Here is a 17,219-nt window from a genome sequence, read left to right as displayed (position 1 = left end):
CATGACCCGCACCACCCCCAGCACTTCACCCTCTGCCACCACTTCACCCACCCCACCCACTTCACCGACCTCCACCTCACCCGCTTCATCCATCCCCGCCACTTCACCCGGCCCCTTCGCCGCGGCCGCCCCGGCCGCCCCCGCCCCCTGGTCCGCTCTCGTGAGCGCCGCGCTGCTGGGGACCGAGCGGCGGACACCGCCGGTGGCGGCGCGGCCGGGGCAGGGCGCCGCGGCCGCACTGCTGGACGCGGCCGCGGTGAGCACGGTCCGCCGGCGCGCCGCGCTGCGCCCCGCGGTGGCCGGTGAGCGGCCCGCCCCGGCCCCGGCCGACCCGCGGCCCCTGCTCCCGCCCGCGGCCCGCCGCCGGCTGTCCCTGCTGCTCGCCGACCGCGGCGCCGGCGGAGGCGCCAGCCGCCGTGGCACGGCCCCCGACCTCACCGAGCTGCTGCCCCAGTGGCTGGCCGCCGCCGTCGCGTCCGGGTACCGCGCCCCGGAGGTCCTGCTGCCCGCGCTGCTCGACGCCGCCCGCGCCCGTACGGATCTGCGGCCCGCCGCGCTCGCCCTGGCGGGGCCGCGGGCCCGGTGGCTGGCCCGGCTCAACGACGAATGGAAGTTCGCGCTCCGGGGGACCGGCAGCCGGGCCGCGCTCCCCGGTGACGGTGACCCCACGGCCGTACTTCGCACCTGGGAGGAGGGCCTGTTCGCGGAGCGGGTCGCCCTGCTGACCGCCTTGCGCCGCCAGGACCCGTCCGCGGGCCTGGCACTGCTGACCACCACCTGGTCCACGGAACGGGCCGAGGACCGCCTGATGTTCCTCGACTCGCTGCGCGAGGACCTCTCGACGGCCGATGAGCCCTTCCTCGAACAGGCCCTGTCCGACCGCAGCCGCAACGTCCGCGCCACCGCCGCCGAACTGCTCTCCACACTGCCCGGCTCCGCCCTCGCGGCCCGTATGGCGTGGCGGGCGCACACCTGCATCGGCCTGGACCGTACGGCCGGCACACCGGTGATCGCGGTGGAGGCGCCCCATGAGTGCGATCCGGGGATGCAACGGGACGGCGTGGCCCCCAAGCCGCCCTCCGGACGGGGCGAACGGTCCTGGTGGCTGAGCCAGTTGGTGGAGGCCACCCCACTGGACGGCTGGAACGCACGCTTCGGGGGCCGGGACGCGGCGGCGATCGTCGCGCTGCCGGTGGGCGACGGCTGGCGGACGGAGCTGCACGATGCCTGGTGCCGCGCCGCCGTGCGCCAGTGGAACGCCGACTGGGCGCGGGCGCTGCTGGGCGCGCCGGCCGCACCGTCCCAGGCCGCCGAGGTCGCCCCGGCCGGCTCGTCACGGGATCTGACGAAGCTGCTGACCGTCCTCCCCGAGGACGAACGGGCCCGGTGGGTGGCGGAGTTCATCGCGGCGCACGGCCTGTCGGAGGCGTTCCGGATGCTCGGGGTGTGTGCGGTCCCGTGGGCCGAGCCGCTCGGCGGAGCGGTGGTCGACGCCCTGGACATCGCCCGGGACGCGGGCAGTTATCCCTGGAGCTTCAGCGGGGTGATGGGCCTGGCCGAGCGCTGTCTGGACCCGGCCGCCGCGGACCGGCTCGACATGCTCACGGCCGTCACGGACGAGCCGGAGGGCGCCTCGCCCGGCTCCGGCGGCTACTGGTCCGAGGCCTTCCAGCGCCTGGTCGGCACCCTGCGCCTGCGCGCCACGATGCGTATGGAACTCACCCCGCCGTCATGACCGCCCACAGCAAGACCTCGCACACCGAAGCCACGGACGCCAGGGCCACGCTCACCGTCGCTGCGCGGATCAGGGCCCGCCGCCCGGCCCAGCCGCCGGGCCGGGCCGGGCCGCCGCACCGGCTCCGCGCTGTCTCAGACCGCCAGCGAGCGGACGTTCGTGTTGACCCACTCCACGATCGAGGCGGTCGTGGCGCCCGGCGTGAAGATCTCCGCGACGCCCTGGGCCTTGAGCGGGGCGATGTCCGCCTCGGGGATGATGCCGCCGCCGAAGACCTTGATATCCGCCGCGTCCCGCTCCTCCAAGAGGGCGATGACCTTCGCGAAGAGGGTGTTGTGCGCCCCGGAGAGGATGGACAGCCCGATCGCGTCGGCGTCCTCCTGGATCGCGGTGTCGACGATCTGCTCGGGGGTTTGGTGCAGCCCGGTGTAGATCACCTCCATACCGGCGTCGCGCAGCGCCCGTGCGATGACCTTGGCGCCCCGGTCGTGCCCGTCCAGGCCCGGCTTGGCCACCACCACACGGATCGGCCCCGACCTGCCCGCCGCGCCCCGGCTCTCCGCTTGCGCTCCGTCATGCCGAGCCACACTCATCACTGCCTCCAAGCCATGCACGGCACTGTGGTGCCGCCGAGCCGACAATCGATCGCGCGACCGCGATCCGGCGGCCACGAGCGTGAACGAACGTTATCGCCAGCATCCCGTACCCAGCCGTTTCGTGACATCCGGGGAGGGGGAAATCACACACGGGACACGTTCGCTACGCGCCGCGTCCCGCGTGTCGTGCCGCCGGAGCCGGGCGGTGCAGGGCGCGGGCCGGGCGCACGGGGAGCCACCGCCGGGGCACCGAGCCGCCGGGCACGCATCGACGCGGATCACGCCTGCCCGTCATCGCCACCCAGGGCTTCCCACGAGGGCATACGGGGGTCGACGCCGCCTTCCGCATGCCGTTCGGGAGGTCGGCCATGCAGGCCCTGCCCTTTCTCTCCGCACCCCTTTTGCTCGCCCGCCTCGCTTCCGCACCGCTCCGGTGCGCGCGCCTGCTCCCCGCTCGCGCCGCGGCGCTTCCGCTGCGCAGCACGGTCGTGGACCTGGCGATCCTCGCCGGCCATCTCCTCCTCTATCCGACCGGCATCTCCCCGGAACGCCCCCGGCCACGGCCCGTACCCCACCCCGTGGCCGAGCCCCCGGAAGGATTCCTGGCGCCGGAGGCGCCCGAGGCTCCGCCGCCGGCCCCCGGCGCGCCCACGCTGCTGCCGACCGAGGGCCGGGCCCACCCGCCGGTCCTCCTGCTCCATGGCTTCATCGACAACCGCTCCGTCTTCCTGCTGCTGCGCCGCTCACTGCACCGGCACGGCTGGCGCCATGTCGAGGCGCTCAACTACTCCCCGCTGACCTGCGATCTCCGTAAGGCCGCCGAGCTGCTCGGCCGCCATCTGGAGGAGGTCTGCGCCCGGACCGGCCATCGCCGGGTGGACCTCGTGGGCCACAGCCTCGGCGGGCTCATCGCCCGCTATTACGTCCAGCGGCTGGGCGGCGACACCCGCGTCCGCGCGGTGGTCACGCTCGGCACCCCGCACTCCGGCACCCGTATCGCGCCCCTGCTGTCGGCGCACCCCCTCGTCCGCCAGATGCGCCCCGATTCCGAGGTGATAGCGGAGTTGGCGCGGCCGGCGCCGAATTGCCGCACGCAATTCACCGCTTTCTGGAGTACGGAGGACCAGGTGATGATTCCGGCCACAACAGCGAGAATCAGTCACCCTGATTTGCTCGCCCACAACGTGCAAGTCGCCGGTGTCGGACATCTCGCCCTGCCGGTCAGTGGCACCGTCGCCGCCGGAATACGGGAAGCCCTGACGGCGGCGGAAACCGCGGAAGGAGCCGCGGACAGCATTTCGGTGGCCTGACCGGCCGGGCGCGACGACCTGCCAGGCGTCCGCAGGAGGTCGTCAGGACGCCCTGTCGGCGACATGATCTTGACGTGAAGTCGAACAAACTTCGAACGAGGCGCCAAGAGCTCGCATGGGGACTGCCGAAAGGCGGCCAAATGCCCGATCTGGCCCAGCCCAAAACCAGTTGAAGATTGTCGCCGTCGTGTACCGCCGGGTACAGTCGCCGCTAATTCTCCTGCTGCCGAGGCGAAAGAGAAGTTGGTGAACGACCGTCACCCCTCGGGGGCCCAGCCTCCGACCGGCTCTCCTGCCGACGCCTCGTATGCGCATTACCCGGCTTACGGCTCCTATGCACAGCAGGCCCCGGCCGGCGTCGCCGAATACGGCGACGGCGACCCCCTCTTCGGCTCGCTCCCCGGCTCGTACCAGACCGGTATGTACGACACCGGCACCTATGACACCGGGATGTACGACACCGGCACGCACGCGGCGGGCGCCTATGGCATGAGCGTCTACGGCACCGGCACCTACGGCACCGACACGTATGACACCGGGACATACCCGGCGGGCGACGGCTACGCCACCGGCGCGTACGACACCGGCAGCTATGCCGCCGCGCCCCAGTGGGACACCGGCGCCTGGGAGACCGGCGGGTGGGACACCGGCGCCCACGCCCTCGCCGACCCGCACCCGGCCGACGCGGGCTACGACCCGTACGCGCACACCACCTACGACGCCCCGGCGCACGACGCGACCGCGTACGCCGCGTCCGGGTACGAGACGGCCGGTTACGACGCCACCGCGTACGGTCACGGCGGCTACGACACCGGGAGCTATCCCACCAGCGCGTACGACACCGGCAGTTACGCCACCGGCACGTATGAGACCGCCGACTCCTTCGACGCCTTCGACCGGCAGGCCACCGCGCTCCAGGAGACCGCGAGCTACGAGGCCACCGCGATCTGGCCGACCATGGACCAGGACCTGATCGCCAGCATCCCGGCACAGGCCGGGCCGCCCCCGACCGACACCCTCCAGTGGGACAGCGCCACTTGGAACGAGGCCGGGCACTTCAGCAACGACGGCCCCGACAGCGACCGGTCCGCGGACGACCCGTACGACACCGGCCGGGCCGAGGGCGACGACCACTCCCCCGGCGACGCCGACGACTACAGCGAGGCCGCGGCCGTGGCGGACGCCATGACGCAGGCCATGCCGATCACCCCCGCGGCCCCCGCCGCCTCCCCCGCCGGACGGCGGGTCGCCGGGCCGGACGCCGGGAAGGCCGTCCGCGGCCGGGGCCGGCGGCGTACGGCGAAGCGGTCGGCGCTGCTGACCGTCGCGGTGCCCTCGGTCGCCGCCATGGGCGTGTGCGCCGTGGCCGCCGCGTCCGTCACCGGCAGCTTCGGAGGTGACGACCAGGGCGAAGCGACCGCCCAGGCCGCGCCCGACGCCGCGGCCGTCAAGCCGTCCACGGCCAACAACAAGCTCGACACCCAGCTCGCCGGACTCAGCGCCAGCGCCGACGACTTCCGCGACCGGGCCAGCCGTACCCAGGAGCGGATCGACCTCAAGGAGCGCCAGGCGCAGGAGCGCAAGCGCAAGGCGGAGGAGGCGGCCCGCAAGGAGGCGATGCGGCCCAAGTTCCTGCTGCCGGTCAAGCAGCACGGGCTGAGCGCCCAGTTCGGCCAGGCCGGGGTGAACTGGATGTCGCTGCACACCGGTATCGACTTCCCGGTCAGCTACGGCACCCCGGTCATGTCCGCCACCGACGGCACCGTACGCACCCAGTGGAACTCCGCCTACGGCAACATGGCGATCGTGACGGCCCCCGACGGCACCGAGACCTGGTACTGCCATCTCAGCAGCACCAAGATCCGCTCCGGGACGGTCAAGGCCGGTGACCAGATTGCCTATTCGGGCAACTCCGGCAATTCCACCGGACCGCATCTGCACTTCGAGGTGCGTCCCGGCGGCGGCGCGGCGGTCGACCCGCTGCCGTGGCTGCGCGACCACGGCCTCGACCCGAACTGACCTGGTCCGGTCTGGTCTGATCCGGCCTGATCGCCTACGGCTCCGACGAAGCCCCCGAGGAAGATCCCCGGGGGCTTCCGGCTTCCGGCTTCCGTTACAGCTTCTCCACCGGCGCATACCGCAGCAGCAGCCGCTTGGGCTTCTCGCCGCCGAAGTCGATCGTCGCCTCGGCGTTGTCACCGCTGCCCTTGACGCCGACGACCGTGCCGAGGCCGAAGCTGTCGTGAGTGACGCGGTCGCCGATGGCCAGCGAGACCGCCGGGCGGTCCGAAGTGCGGCGGGTCGCAAAGCCGCTGGGGCCCTTGGCACGCGACGACGAGAGGGAGGAGGCGAAGCCGCCTCCGCCGCCCGCCGACAGGCTGCCCATGGAGGCGGACGGCGTCGCCGGGCCCGTCCGCTTCCACTCCATGTAGCCGTCCGGGATCTCCTCCAGGAACCGGGAGGGCGGGTTGTACGAGGGCTGGCCCCAGGCGCTGCGCATCGTCGAGCGGGTGACATAGAGCCGCTCGCGGGCGCGGGTGATGCCGACATAGGCCAGCCGGCGCTCCTCCTCCAGCTCCTTGGTCTGGCCCAGCGAGCGCATGTGCGGGAAGACGCCGTCCTCCATGCCGGTCAGGAAGACCACCGGGAATTCCAGGCCCTTGGCGGTGTGCAGCGTCATGAGGGTGATGACGCCGCTGCCTTCCTCGTCCTCATCCGGGATCTGGTCGGAGTCGGCGACCAGCGCGACCTGCTCCAGGAAGTCGGAGAGGGTGCCCGGATTGTCCTCACCGCGGTCCTGCTCGAACTCCAGGGCCACGGCGGCGAGTTCCTGGAGGTTCTCGATCCGGGTCTCGTCCTGGGGGTCCGTGGAGGCCTGGAGCTCGGCGAGGTAGCCCGTACGCTCCAGGACCGCTTCCAGGATGGTGGCGGGGCCGGCGCCGGACTCGACGATGGTCCGCAGCTCCTCCATGAGGACGTTGAAGCGCTTGACGGCGTTGGCGGAGCGGGCCGCCATGCCGTACGCCTCGTCGACCCGGCGCAGCGCCTGCGGGAAGGTGATCTTCTCGCGCGCCGACAGGGCGTCGATCATCGCCTCGGCGCGGTCGCCGATGCCGCGCTTGGGAACGTTCAGGATGCGGCGGAGCGGGACGGTGTCCTCGGGGTTGCTGAGCACCCGCAGATAGGCGAGCACATCGCGGACCTCCTTGCGCTCGTAGAAGCGCACGCCGCCGACGACCTTGTAGGGCAGCCCGACCCGGATGAAGATCTCTTCGAAGACACGGGACTGGGCGTTGGTGCGGTAGAAGACGGCGACATCGCCGGCCTTGGCGTCCTTGACGTCCGTCAGCCGGTCGATCTCGTCGGCGACGAACTGGGCCTCGTCGTGCTCGGTGTCGGCGACATAGCCGGTGATCTTGGGACCGGCGCCGGCATCCGTCCAGAGGTTCTTGGGGCGGCGGTTCTCGTTGCGCTCGATGACGGCGTTGGCGGCGGACAGGATCGTCTGCGAGGAGCGGTAGTTCTGCTCCAGCAGGATCGTGGTCGCGTCCGGGTAGTCCTCCTCGAACTGGAGGATGTTACGGATCGTGGCGCCGCGGAAGGCGTAGATCGACTGGTCGGCGTCACCGACGACGCAGAGCTCGGCGGCGGATTCGGCGGGGCCGACCAGTTCGCGTACGAGGGTGTACTGGGCGTGGTTGGTGTCCTGGTACTCGTCGACGAGGACATGGCGGAAACGGCGGCGGTAGTGCTCGGCGACGTCCGGGAATGCCTGGAGCAGATTGACCGTCGTCATGATGATGTCGTCGAAGTCCAGGGCGTTGGCCTCGCGCAGCCGTGCCTGGTACATGGCATACGCCTCGGCCAGGGTCTTCTCGAACCCGTCGGCGGCCGTCCCGGCGAAGGTCTCCTCGTCGATGAGCTCGTTCTTGAGGTTGGAGATCTTCGCGCTGAAGGACTTGGGCGGGTAGCGCTTGGGGTCCAGGTCGAGGTCGCGGCAGACCAGGGCCATCAGGCGCTTGGAGTCGGCGGCGTCGTAGATCGAGAACGAGGACGTGAAGCCCAGCTTCTTGGACTCGCGGCGCAGGATGCGGACGCAGGCGCTGTGGAAGGTGGAGACCCACATGGCGTTCGCGCGCGGGCCGACCAGTTCCTCGACGCGCTCCTTCATCTCACCGGCGGCCTTGTTGGTGAACGTGATCGCGAGGATCTGGCCGGGGTGAACATGCCGCTCGGCGAGCAGATGCGCGATGCGGTGGGTGAGCACCCGGGTCTTGCCGGAGCCGGCGCCGGCGACGATCAGCAGCGGACCGCCGGTGTGCACCACGGCGGCCTTCTGCTCGTCGTTGAGCCCCTCCAGCAGCGTCGCCGGGTCGATGGCGGGGCGGGCGGCGCCGTCGCGGTAGTACGTCTCCCTGAGCGCGGGCGCGTCGAACCTCCCGCCGAAGAGGTCGGCGGGGATCTCCTCCGGGGCCGGGCCGTGCTCGTCCTCGGGAGGCGGAGGGTGTTCCTCCTCGCCCTTGTGGCCGAGGTCCGCCAGGAAGCTGTCATCAAAGAGGCTGCTCATCGCCCACCGAGTCTAGGCCGCCGCACTGACAGTCCGCCGCCGAGTGGCGGATTGCGGACCGCCTTCGCGCGGCCCCCGGCGCAGCGGCAGGTCAGACGGCCGGCGGCCGCGGTCGTACGGCCGGCGCTTCGGGTACCCGAACCCGACATCTGCCGCAACAACCCCCGCATCGCGTTCAGGTCACGAAAAGGTTTCGGGCATATCGAACATCAGCCTTCACAGGAGCCACACGAGTTGGCTAACGTCCTCGCTCAGGCAGCCCGCCTCCCCGCGGACGACAGGTTCGCACGGGCCGCCGACGCCGAGTCCGGCCCTGCCCTCAGGCACCCGGAGCCGGGGACCCACCAGCACCACCGGGGTGAATCGATCCGTACGGCCGTCGCCAGTGGACGTCCGGACCGTAGGGCAAGCCTTCCGTCAGCGACACCGCCCGAACCCGACAGCTAACCCGGTAGGCGGTCCACGGAAGGAGTTGCCGGTCTTGGCGTCGCACCGCAAGCCGCGCACCAGCGTTCTCGCCTCACCCACCGGCCGCCGTACAGCGGCCGGCCTCACCACTGCCGCCCTCGCCTCGGTCACCCTGCTCTCGCAGTCCGCCGAAGCGGCCCCCAGGGCGCCCAAGCCGACCGTCGAAGAGGTCAAACAGAAGGTCGACGACCTGTACCACCAGGCCGAGGTGGCCACCCAGAAATACAACGCCGCCAAGGAGCGGGCCGAGTCCCAGCGCGACACCGTGGACGGCCTGCTCGATGCCTCCGCCAAGCGCGCGGAGAAGATGAACGAGTCCCGGCGCCTGCTGGGCACCTTCGCCTCGGCGCAGTACCGGACCGGCGGCATGAACCCGACGGCGCAGCTGATGCTCGCCAAGGACCCGCAGCAGTTCGTCGACCGCAACCACCTCATGGAGCGGCTGACCGGCCGGCAGAAGCAGGCCGTCACCGACTACCAGGAGCAGCAGGCGGCGGCCACCAAGCAGCGCGCCGAGGCGACCCGCAGCTTGGAGCGGTTGCAGGAGTCGCAGGCGTCCCTGAAGGAGTCCAAGGCCTCCGTCCAGGACAAGCTGGCCGAGGCCCGGCAGCTGCTGTCCCGGCTGACCGCCCAGGAGAAGGCGCGGCTGGCCGAGCTGGAGCGCCAGAAGGAGGCGGCGGCCAAGCGCCGGGCCGCGGAGGAGGCGCGCAAGCAGCAGGAGCGGGAGCGCCAGCGGCAGCAGGACAGCGGCGGCTCGACCGGTGGCTCCACAGGGGGCTCCACCGGTGGTGGCTCCTCCACGGGTGGCTCCACGGGCGACTCGGCCACCAGCAAGGGCGCCAAGGCGCTCGCCTTCGCCCGCGCCCAGATAGGCAAGCCGTACGTCTGGGGCGCCACCGGGCCCACTTCCTACGACTGCTCGGGGCTGACCCAGGCGGCGTGGAAGGCGGCGGGTGTCGATCTGCCGCGGACGACCTGGGACCAGGTCAAGGTGGGCCAGCGGGTGGCCACCAAGGATCTTCAGCCCGGCGACCTGGTCTTCTTCTATGACGACATCAGCCACGTCGGCATGTACCTGGGCGACGGGAAGATGGTGCACGCTCCGAAGCCGGGCGCCAGCGTCCGGGAGGAGTCGATCTACTACATGCCGATATACGGGAGCGTCCGTCCGGGCTGAGCCCGCCCCGCTCCCCCACCAGACCACCCCCCACGGTCACCCCCCACACGCCACCGCGCGGTCCTCGCCTCCGTATCCGGAGGCGAGGACCGCGCGGTGTGCCGTAGTGGGGGGCTCGTCAGGTCCAGAGCACCGCGATGAAGATGTTGGCCACCGTCAGGCCGCCGACCGCGGCGAAGAGCGGCTTGTCCACCGTCTCGTCGTCCCGCTTGACGTAGACCAGCGCCAGGATCACCACCAGTACGGCCATCTTGATGCCGAGCTTGATGTTGTTGAGCGGGTGGTCCTGGGCCTGGTTGAGGCCGACCAGCACGATGCCGGTGACCAGCATCGTCAGGGCGCCGTGCAGCATGGCCGGCACGAAGCGGGCGGTGCCCGCGCTCATCGCCTTCATCTGGGTCAGAAAGCCGCCCAGCAGGGAGGCGATGCCGATGATGTGCAGACCGACGAAGATATTGGTTACTACGTCCATAGTGCTGGATCGTAGCCGCCGTATAGCACGGCCCTTCGGGCAGGGCGCCCACTATCGCCGCTTCGGTCAGGCCAGGCCGGTCCCGGCCGTACGGCCATGGCGCCGCGGTCACCCGCGTACCCGCCGCGGTCGAAAGCGAACAATCCCGGGCAAGCACACTCACTGCCGCGACCCCCAGGCTTAGCGTCCTCCCTCAGGCGGCCGACTCCCCGCCTCGCCGGTCTCCCACCGGCGTTCCGTCGGCCGCCCCCGCCGAGTGGTGCGGCGGCGGCCCGTTGCCCCCGTGACGGACCGCCGCCGCACCCGCGGCTCGAAGGGAAGGAAGTGACGGCCACCGTGGCCTCGCACCGCAAGCCCCGGCAGCATCCGCTCGCCTTGCTCACCGGTGGCGGCTCGCGCAGCGCGCGCACCGCCCGTACGGCCGCCACCCTGGCACTGGCCGGTGCCACCCCCGCGTTCGGCCTCGCGCAGGCGGCAGGCGCCCCCCTCACCCCCGATTTCGACGCCGCCGGCCAGGCCGCACACCGGCTCACCCCCGCCCAGGTCAAGGACCGGGTCGACGCGCTGTACCAGGAGGCAGAGGTGGCCACGCAGAGCTACAACGGTGCGAAGGATTCCGCCGACACCGCACGCGAGGAGCTGAGCAGGCTCCAGGACGAGGCCGCCCGCAGGACCGGGAAACTGAACACCGCCCGCGCCGAACTGGGCACCCTGGCCGCCGGCCAGTACCGTTCCGGCGGCGTCGACCCGACCGTGCGGCTGCTGCTGTCCGCGGACCCGCAGCGCTATCTGGACGGTGCCGCGGTGCTGGAGCGTACGGGCAGCCATCAGGCGACCGCCGTGGCCGGCTACGCACGCCGGCTCGGCAGCGTCCGGCAGGTCCGGCAGCGGGCCGAGGACACCGTGGAGCGGCTGGCGGACGCCGAGGCGCAGCTGAAGAAGCACCGGGTCACCGTCGTCCACAAGCTGGGCGCCGCCGAGCAGTTGCTGTCCCGGCTGACCGCGGAGCAGCGGCAGCGGATGACGGCCCGGGACGGCGCACGGAGCGCGCGCCAGGGCCGCGCGGAGAACGGGGGCGGCGATGGGGGCGGCCACGGGGGCGGCGTGCTCAGCCGGCTTCCTGGCGTGTCGGGAGCCGCCGCGGCGCAGGCACCCAACCCCCGCGCCGCGCGCGCCGTCTCCTTCGCCTACAGCGCCCTCGGCAAGCCGTACGTCTGGGGCGCGACGGGCCCCTCCGGCTACGACTGCTCGGGGCTGACCCAGGCCGCCTGGAAGGCCGGCGGGGTCGCCCTGCCGCGGACGACCTACACCCAGATCAGCTCCGGTCCGCGGGTCGCCCGCTCCCAACTCGCCCCCGGTGACCTGGTGTTCTTCTACTCGGGCATCAGCCATGTGGGGATCTACGTCGGGGACGGCCGGATGATCCACGCACCGCATCCGGGCGCGCCGGTACGGATCGCACCGATCGACCAGATGCCGTTCGCGGCGGCGACGCGGCCGGCGTAGCCGGGGGGTGCGCGGGGGTGGCGTCCCCTTGGGCTCACGCCCTGAGCTGTGTCCCCAGCCAGCGGAAGATCTGCGGGACCTGCTGCTCCCAGACCGCCGTGGTGTGGCCGCCCGCGCTCGCCGGGATCAGCTGCACGGTCACCGTCGTCGGGAGCTGCGCGAACTGCCGCAGGGCGAGGCCGGACTGGTAGCCGTCGCGGGCCGCGCCCGACACATACAGCGCGGTACGCGGCGGCTTGCCGGCCGCGTTCGCCGACTTCAGGATGTGCAGCGGGTTGGATTCGAGGCGCAGCTTGGGGTCCTTGCCGGCCAGCGAGTCGCGCTCCAGCGCCGGGTCGTTGTAGCCGGACATGGCGACCGCGGCGCGGTAGCGGTCGGGGTGGGCCAGCGCGAGCTTGGCGGCGCAGTGCGCACCGGCCGAATACCCGGCCAGGGCCCAGGAGTCCGGCTTGTCGCCGGCCCGGAAGTTGTCGATGACCATCTTGCGGACGTCGACGGTCAGCCAGCTGTCGGCGTTGACCTTCCCGGCGAGGTTGACGCATCCGGTGTCCACACCGGGGAGGAGGTTGGTCCGGGGCGCCACCAGGATGGCCGGCTTGACCGTACCGTTCTGCATCAGCGGCATCAGCTGCTGGGCCGCGTGCAGCGAGCCCATCCAGGACTTCGCCGAGCCCGGGTAGCCGGGCAGCAGCTCGACCACCGGGAACTTCTTGTTCCGGTAGGCCGGGTCGTTGTACTGCGGCGGCAGCCAGACGTACACCTCGCCCCGCACGCCCGAGATCTTGCCCTGGAGGTCGGTCATCCGGACACCGGGGCCCACCTTGGGGTCGTCGGCCGGGCGGAACTGCTGGAGCTGCTTGGGCTCATGCGCGACCTGCCGGCCGCCCATGCCGTCGGGGCCGAGCTCCCGGGCCTCCGCCACATGGCTGTCGGTGCCGAGCAGATCGCCCCAGGTGTCGTAGAGGCTGTTGGCGTTGTTGACCAGGACGAAGACCACGGTGATGGCCGTGACCTGGGCGAACAGCAGCATCAGCAGCCGGGCGAGACCGCGCACCAGGGGCGGCCCGGCTATTCGGCCCCAGAGGGCGAAGGGCAGCACGACGGCGACGATCAGCAGCGTGAGCGAGGTGAGGAAGAAGGGCGTGCCCGTCAGGCTCATCAGGGTCTCGCTTCCAGGACAAACTAGGCGAAGGACGTAGGGATGGTTCCGGCCCCGCCTTCGGCAGTGAGCCTCTCCGCGCCCTTAGAGGTGATCAGCCCGGTCCTGGTTGCCCTTCTGTGGTGCTTTGTTACGCCCTCGTCATGAAGCTGCGGGTGCGTCCGCCCCGTGCCCGTTCCCGCAGGTCAGACCAGCCGCCGGGCCGCGGCCCACCGGGTCAGCTCATGGCGGTTGGAGAGCTGGAGCTTGCGCAGCACCGCGGAGACATGGGACTCGACGGTCTTCACGGAGATGAACAGCTGCTTGGCGATCTCCTTGTAGGCATAGCCGCGGGCGATCAGCCGCAGGACCTCCCGCTCGCGCTGGGTGAGGCGGTCGAGGTCCTCGTCGATCGGCGGGGCGTCCGACGAGGCGAAGGCGTCCAGAACGAAGCCGGCCAGCCGCGGGGAGAAGACCGCGTCGCCGTCGGCGACCCGGAAGATCGCGTCGACCAGGTCCGTGCCCGTGATCGTCTTGGTGACGTAGCCGCGGGCGCCGCCCCGGATGACGCCGATGACGTCCTCGGCCGCGTCGGAGACGGAGAGCGCCAGGAAGCGGACCGGGCGCTCGTCGTCGCTCATCATCGCGGCGCTGCGGCGCAGCACCTCGACGCCGCCGCCCCCGGGGAGGTGGACGTCCAGGAGAACGACCTCGGGGCGGGTGGCCGTGATGACCGTGAGCGCCTGGTCTACGTCGGCGGCCTCGCCGACGACCTCGACACCGGTGCGCCCGGTCTCACCGATCTCGGCCTGGACGCCCGTACGGAACATCCGGTGATCGTCGACCAGTACGACCCGAACGGTCCGGCCCTCGGCCGCCCCGCCGGTCCCGTCCTGCTGTGCGTCCTCGCTGCTCATCTCTTCCGCCCGTCCCTCGGTGTCTGCCCCGCCATCATCCCGTGCCCCGGCGCGCACTGTCGCCTCCGGCCGCCCCTCGCCCGGCCCGCTCATATCTCCTGCTCCGTCGCCGCGCGCTCTATTTCCAGCTCGACGACCGTGCCGCCCTCGGGGGCGGACCGCAGCCGGGCGGTGCCGCCGTGGCGCTCCATACGGCCGATGATGGACTCTCGTACGCCCATCCGGTCCTCGGGGACCGCGTCCAGGTCGAATCCGGGGCCGCGGTCGCGCACCGAAACAAAGACCGTGCGGCCCTCCACTTCGGCGAACACCTGCACCGCGCCGCCCTCGCCGCCGTATTTCGCGGCATTGACCATCGCCTCGCGGGCGGCCTGCATCTGGGCGCCCAGCGGCTCGTCCAGCGGGCAGTCACCGACGACCACGACCTCGATGGGGACACCGTGGTCGTCCTCCACCTCGGCGGCGGCCTTGCGGACCGCCTCCGCCAGGGTGGCCGGCTCCTCGTCCTCCTCCTTGCCGCGGCCCTCGGGCTTGTAGAGCCAGGCGCGCAGCTCACGCTCCTGGGCGCGGGCCAGCCGCGCCACTTCCCGGGGGTCGTCGGCATTGCGCTGGATCAGGGTGAGGGTGTGCAGGACCGAGTCATGGACATGGGCGGCCACTTCGGCGCGCTCCTGGGCGCGGATGCGCATCAGCCGTTCCTCGGAGAGGTCCTGGGCCATCCGCACGAGATAGGGGCCCGCCAGCAGCGCTATGCCGACGACGACGGCGAGCGCGGCCTGAAGCACCGAACCGAGATGGCGCACCGAGCCCTGAAGCACGACGATGCCCGTCACCCCGACGCCGACCAGCAGCACGCCGGCCGCGCCGCGCACCATCGGCAGCAGGGCCTTGCGGCGGCCGAGCTCCAGCCACTGGGCGCGGCGGGAGTTGTCCGCCTGCCGCCACACCAGGGCGACACCGGCGCCGATCAGCAGCACCGGCCAGAGATAGCCGTCGGCCTGGCCCAGTTGGAATCGGGAGGCGACGATCGCGGCTCCGATGAGCAGCGCGATCAGCGCGAAGACCTGTCCCCTGTCGGGCCGGTGACGCAGCAGGCGGCGCCGGCCGTCGGCCGCGCCGGGCTGCCGGTGCTCCACGCCTCCGACACCCAGGGGGACGAAGAACCAGAACGCGGCATACAGCAGCGCACCCATCCCGTCGGCCATGAACAGGGCCACGAACACGATCCGCACCCAGGAGACCGGCAGTCCGAGATGGCCCGCGAGCCCCCGCGCGACGCCACCGAGCAGCCGCCCGTCGGCGCTGCGGTACAGCTTGCGCACGGGCGGGTCGTCAGGGTCCGGCGCCGGGGCGTAGCCCGTCTCGGCGCGGGGCGGAGCGGTGGTCATGTGCTCGATCGTCACACGACATCCCGGCCCGGGGCATCAGGGTCGTCCCTGAGGCTGTCCCTGAGGTTTGCGGGTGTGGGCCGGTGCCGAGGGACGGCCCGGCGGCCCGGAGCGCCTCAGCTCTGAGGGTCGGTCCTGCGGAAGCCGTCCTTCACCGTCGAGAACACCCTCTCGTACTTCGCCCAGTCGGCGTTCGGCGCGGACACGTAAATCGCGTACTCCTTGTCGCCCTCGCGGCCGAAGCCCAGGTCGATCCCCCGGAAGGTACGGGCCCGGCCGCCAAAGGTGAACTCCCAGATCGCGGCCGGATCCCCCTGGAAGACCGTGGGCTGCAAGCGCAGGTTCGAGTAGACGGGGTACTTCCGCTGGAAGGCCTTTTCCACCTCCTTGAAGTGCTGCACCTGGTCCCCCGAGGAGAAGTCCAGGACGCTGACGGTGATCTGCGCGAACTCCGCCTTGGAGGTGTAGAGGATCTGCCGGCCGGCATCGTCGGACTGGCGCTGCCAGCCGTCGGGGACCGGGAAGCTGACGCCGAGTGCGGTCTCCTTGACCCTGTGGTAACCGTCGGGAAGGGGCGGCAGCGGCCCGATGGTGTGGGCGGGGGCCTTGGGGAGCTCGGGGGTGGTGCTCTTGTTCGCCGACGTCTGGCCGGAGCCACCGGATTCGGTGGGGTGCATCAGGTACCAGGTCGTGCCCACGCCGCCGCCGGCGATCAGCACCCCGACGACGCTCCAGACCACGATCCGGGCGTGCTTCTTACGGGGCGCCGTGCCGGGCAACACGTCGGCGCGGTCGGCGGACCGTCCGGCGCCGGTCACGTCCGGAACGGCGACCGGGCCGGTCACGGCCTCGCCGCCGGTGGCCGGAACGGCACCGGCCCCCGCACCCGTTACCGCACCCGTACGCTCCCCGTTGCCGGTGCCGCGGCCCGAAGTAGCCGCCACCTCGCCCGTATCGTGCACCGGGCGGGTGGGCGCCTCCGTCTCACCGTCAGGGGTGGCCTGCTCGGTGCCGCTCCGCCCGACCGTCCCCAGGGTCATCGTCGACCAGCCCATCAGCGCGGTCTCCGCCTCGGCTTCGGTCGCGCGCAGCGCCTGCTCGACGACCTCGGCCGTCGGCCGTTCCGCCGGCTCCTTGGCGAGCAGCGCCTCGATCAGCGGGGCCAGCGTGCCGGCGTTGCGGGGCGGCTCGAACGGGTCCATGGCGATCGCGTAGGCCGTCTCGACGGCGGTGGGCTTCCGGAACGGCGAGCGTCCCTCGACCGCCTGATAAAGCGTCGCTCCCAGCGCCCACAAGTCGGAGGCTGGGCCCGGGGTGCCGCCCTTGACGCGCTCGGGCGCCAAGTAGTCGATGGAGCCCACCAGCTCGCCGGTCTTGGTGAGCGTGGAGGCACCGGTGGCGACCGCGATGCCGAAGTCGGTGAGCACGACCCGGCCGTCCTCACCGAGCAGCACGTTGCCCGGCTTGACGTCACGGTGCAGCACACCGGCGGAGTGTGCGGCCCGCAGCGCCGCGACCATGCCGCGTCCGATACGGGCGGCTTCGCGCGGCGTGACCGAACTGTCGGTCCGCGCGGCCTCCTTGATGGCGTCGCCGAGCGTCGTGGAGGGGACGTACTCCATGACGATGCACGGCATCCCGGCGTCGTCCACGACGTCGTGGACACTCACCACATTGGGGTGGTTGATGCGCGCAGCTGCCTGGGCCTCACGGGTGGTGCGCTCATGGCGCGTTGCCAGTTCGTCCTCGTCGAGCTGCGGCGAGACATGCAGACGCTTGACCGCGACCTGACGGCCGAGCAGTTCGTCCCGGGCACGCCAGACGGTGCCCATACCGCCCTGGCCTATCCGCTCAACCAGGCGATATCGCCCGGCGACCAGTCGCCCCTCGTCCACCGACGCCGCCTCCGTCACCGCACGCCCCTCCGGAAACCCGTACGTATCCA

General features: G+C 71.8%; 12 protein-coding genes and 1 riboswitch. Of the genes, 5 read left to right on the top strand and 7 right to left on the bottom strand.

The features are described 5' to 3' along the window. Window position 1: 1 nt before the first annotated feature. Entirely contained in the window at window positions 2-1,735 is a 1,734-nt protein-coding gene (locus tag AC3EUV_RS06385; protein WP_435602366.1) for a DUF5691 domain-containing protein, read from the top strand. Between the two features lie 134 nt (window positions 1,736-1,869). On the opposite strand, the gene AC3EUV_RS06380 is transcribed toward AC3EUV_RS06385, so the two are convergent. Further along, window positions 1,870-2,328 carry a cobalamin B12-binding domain-containing protein gene (locus tag AC3EUV_RS06380; protein WP_432141456.1) on the bottom strand — a complete coding sequence of 153 codons (459 nt, stop codon included), beginning with the start codon at window positions 2,326-2,328 and terminating at the stop codon, window positions 1,870-1,872. Window positions 2,329-2,699: 371 nt separating this feature from the next. Here AC3EUV_RS06380 and AC3EUV_RS06375 point away from each other — a divergent pair, with 371 nt between their 5' ends. Together AC3EUV_RS06375 and AC3EUV_RS06370 are read left to right on the top strand one after the other, a co-directional pair. Then, window positions 2,700-3,641, top strand: coding sequence for an esterase/lipase family protein (locus tag AC3EUV_RS06375; RefSeq protein ID WP_435602365.1), 942 nt, complete (start codon window positions 2,700-2,702; stop codon window positions 3,639-3,641). 246 nt (window positions 3,642-3,887) lie between these two features. Further along, window positions 3,888-5,660, top strand: a complete 1,773-nt coding sequence (locus tag AC3EUV_RS06370) for a M23 family metallopeptidase (protein ID WP_435602364.1) — start codon at window positions 3,888-3,890, stop codon at window positions 5,658-5,660. A 94-nt stretch (window positions 5,661-5,754) separates the two neighbouring features. Here the strand turns inward: AC3EUV_RS06370 and pcrA are convergent, their stop codons facing one another. Continuing rightward, window positions 5,755-8,208, bottom strand: coding sequence for a DNA helicase PcrA (pcrA, locus tag AC3EUV_RS06365; RefSeq protein WP_435602363.1), 2,454 nt, complete (start codon window positions 8,206-8,208; stop codon window positions 5,755-5,757). Between the two features lie 289 nt (window positions 8,209-8,497). Further along, window positions 8,498-8,682: riboswitch (cyclic di-AMP (ydaO/yuaA leader) on the top strand. Between the two features lie 7 nt (window positions 8,683-8,689). Here pcrA and AC3EUV_RS06360 point away from each other — a divergent pair. Continuing rightward, window positions 8,690-9,853 (top strand): C40 family peptidase, encoded by a 1,164-nt coding sequence (locus AC3EUV_RS06360; protein ID WP_435602362.1) that lies wholly within the window; start codon window positions 8,690-8,692, stop codon window positions 9,851-9,853. A gap of 118 nt (window positions 9,854-9,971) precedes the next feature. Here AC3EUV_RS06360 and AC3EUV_RS06355 read toward each other — a convergent pair whose 3' ends face one another. Then, window positions 9,972-10,325, bottom strand: coding sequence for a hypothetical protein (locus AC3EUV_RS06355; RefSeq protein ID WP_018089587.1), 354 nt, complete (start codon window positions 10,323-10,325; stop codon window positions 9,972-9,974). 324 nt (window positions 10,326-10,649) lie between these two features. Between AC3EUV_RS06355 and AC3EUV_RS06350 the strand changes: the two genes are divergently transcribed. After that, a complete protein-coding gene (locus tag AC3EUV_RS06350; protein ID WP_435602361.1) occupies window positions 10,650-11,831 on the top strand; it encodes a C40 family peptidase in 1,182 nt (393 codons plus the stop codon). Between the two features lie 34 nt (window positions 11,832-11,865). Here the strand turns inward: AC3EUV_RS06350 and AC3EUV_RS06345 are convergent, their stop codons facing one another. The 4 genes from AC3EUV_RS06345 to AC3EUV_RS06330 all read right to left on the bottom strand — a co-directional run bounded on the left by AC3EUV_RS06345 (window position 11,866) and on the right by AC3EUV_RS06330 (window position 17,106). After that, window positions 11,866-12,990 (bottom strand): alpha/beta hydrolase, encoded by a 1,125-nt coding sequence (locus AC3EUV_RS06345; protein WP_432141450.1) that lies wholly within the window; start codon window positions 12,988-12,990, stop codon window positions 11,866-11,868. Window positions 12,991-13,175: 185 nt separating this feature from the next. Then, the gene (locus tag AC3EUV_RS06340) at window positions 13,176-13,886 is read right to left on the bottom strand and encodes a LuxR C-terminal-related transcriptional regulator (protein WP_432141449.1); all 711 of its coding nucleotides are present in this window, start codon (window positions 13,884-13,886) and stop codon (window positions 13,176-13,178) included. A gap of 89 nt (window positions 13,887-13,975) precedes the next feature. Next, complete coding sequence (locus AC3EUV_RS06335; protein ID WP_432141448.1) at window positions 13,976-15,274, bottom strand: PspC domain-containing protein; 1,299 nt, start codon at window positions 15,272-15,274, stop codon at window positions 13,976-13,978. Between the two features lie 116 nt (window positions 15,275-15,390). Beyond that, on the bottom strand, window positions 15,391-17,106 hold the full coding sequence (locus AC3EUV_RS06330) for a serine/threonine-protein kinase (protein ID WP_435602457.1): 1,716 nt from the start codon (window positions 17,104-17,106) through the stop codon (window positions 15,391-15,393). Window positions 17,107-17,219: the final 113 nt, after the last annotated feature.

It is taken from the genome of Streptomyces sp. bgisy130 (assembly GCF_057708345.1).
This window is presented reverse-complemented; position numbering and strand designations above follow the sequence as displayed.

Coding starts and splice junctions, on each gene's coding strand:
- AC3EUV_RS06355 (WP_018089587.1), bottom strand. CDS start 10,325: ATGGACGTAGTAACCAATATCTTCGTCGGTCTGCACATCATCGGCATC.
- AC3EUV_RS06345 (WP_432141450.1), bottom strand. CDS start 12,990: ATGAGCCTGACGGGCACGCCCTTCTTCCTCACCTCGCTCACGCTGCTG.
- AC3EUV_RS06340 (WP_432141449.1), bottom strand. CDS start 13,886: ATGAGCAGCGAGGACGCACAGCAGGACGGGACCGGCGGGGCGGCCGAG.
- AC3EUV_RS06330 (WP_435602457.1), bottom strand. CDS start 17,106: ATGGGCACCGTCTGGCGTGCCCGGGACGAACTGCTCGGCCGTCAGGTC.
- AC3EUV_RS06335 (WP_432141448.1), bottom strand. CDS start 15,274: ATGACCACCGCTCCGCCCCGCGCCGAGACGGGCTACGCCCCGGCGCCG.
- AC3EUV_RS06380 (WP_432141456.1), bottom strand. CDS start 2,328: ATGAGTGTGGCTCGGCATGACGGAGCGCAAGCGGAGAGCCGGGGCGCG.
- AC3EUV_RS06375 (WP_435602365.1), top strand. CDS start 2,700: ATGCAGGCCCTGCCCTTTCTCTCCGCACCCCTTTTGCTCGCCCGCCTC.
- AC3EUV_RS06385 (WP_435602366.1), top strand. CDS start 2: ATGACCCGCACCACCCCCAGCACTTCACCCTCTGCCACCACTTCACCC.
- pcrA (WP_435602363.1), bottom strand. CDS start 8,208: ATGAGCAGCCTCTTTGATGACAGCTTCCTGGCGGACCTCGGCCACAAG.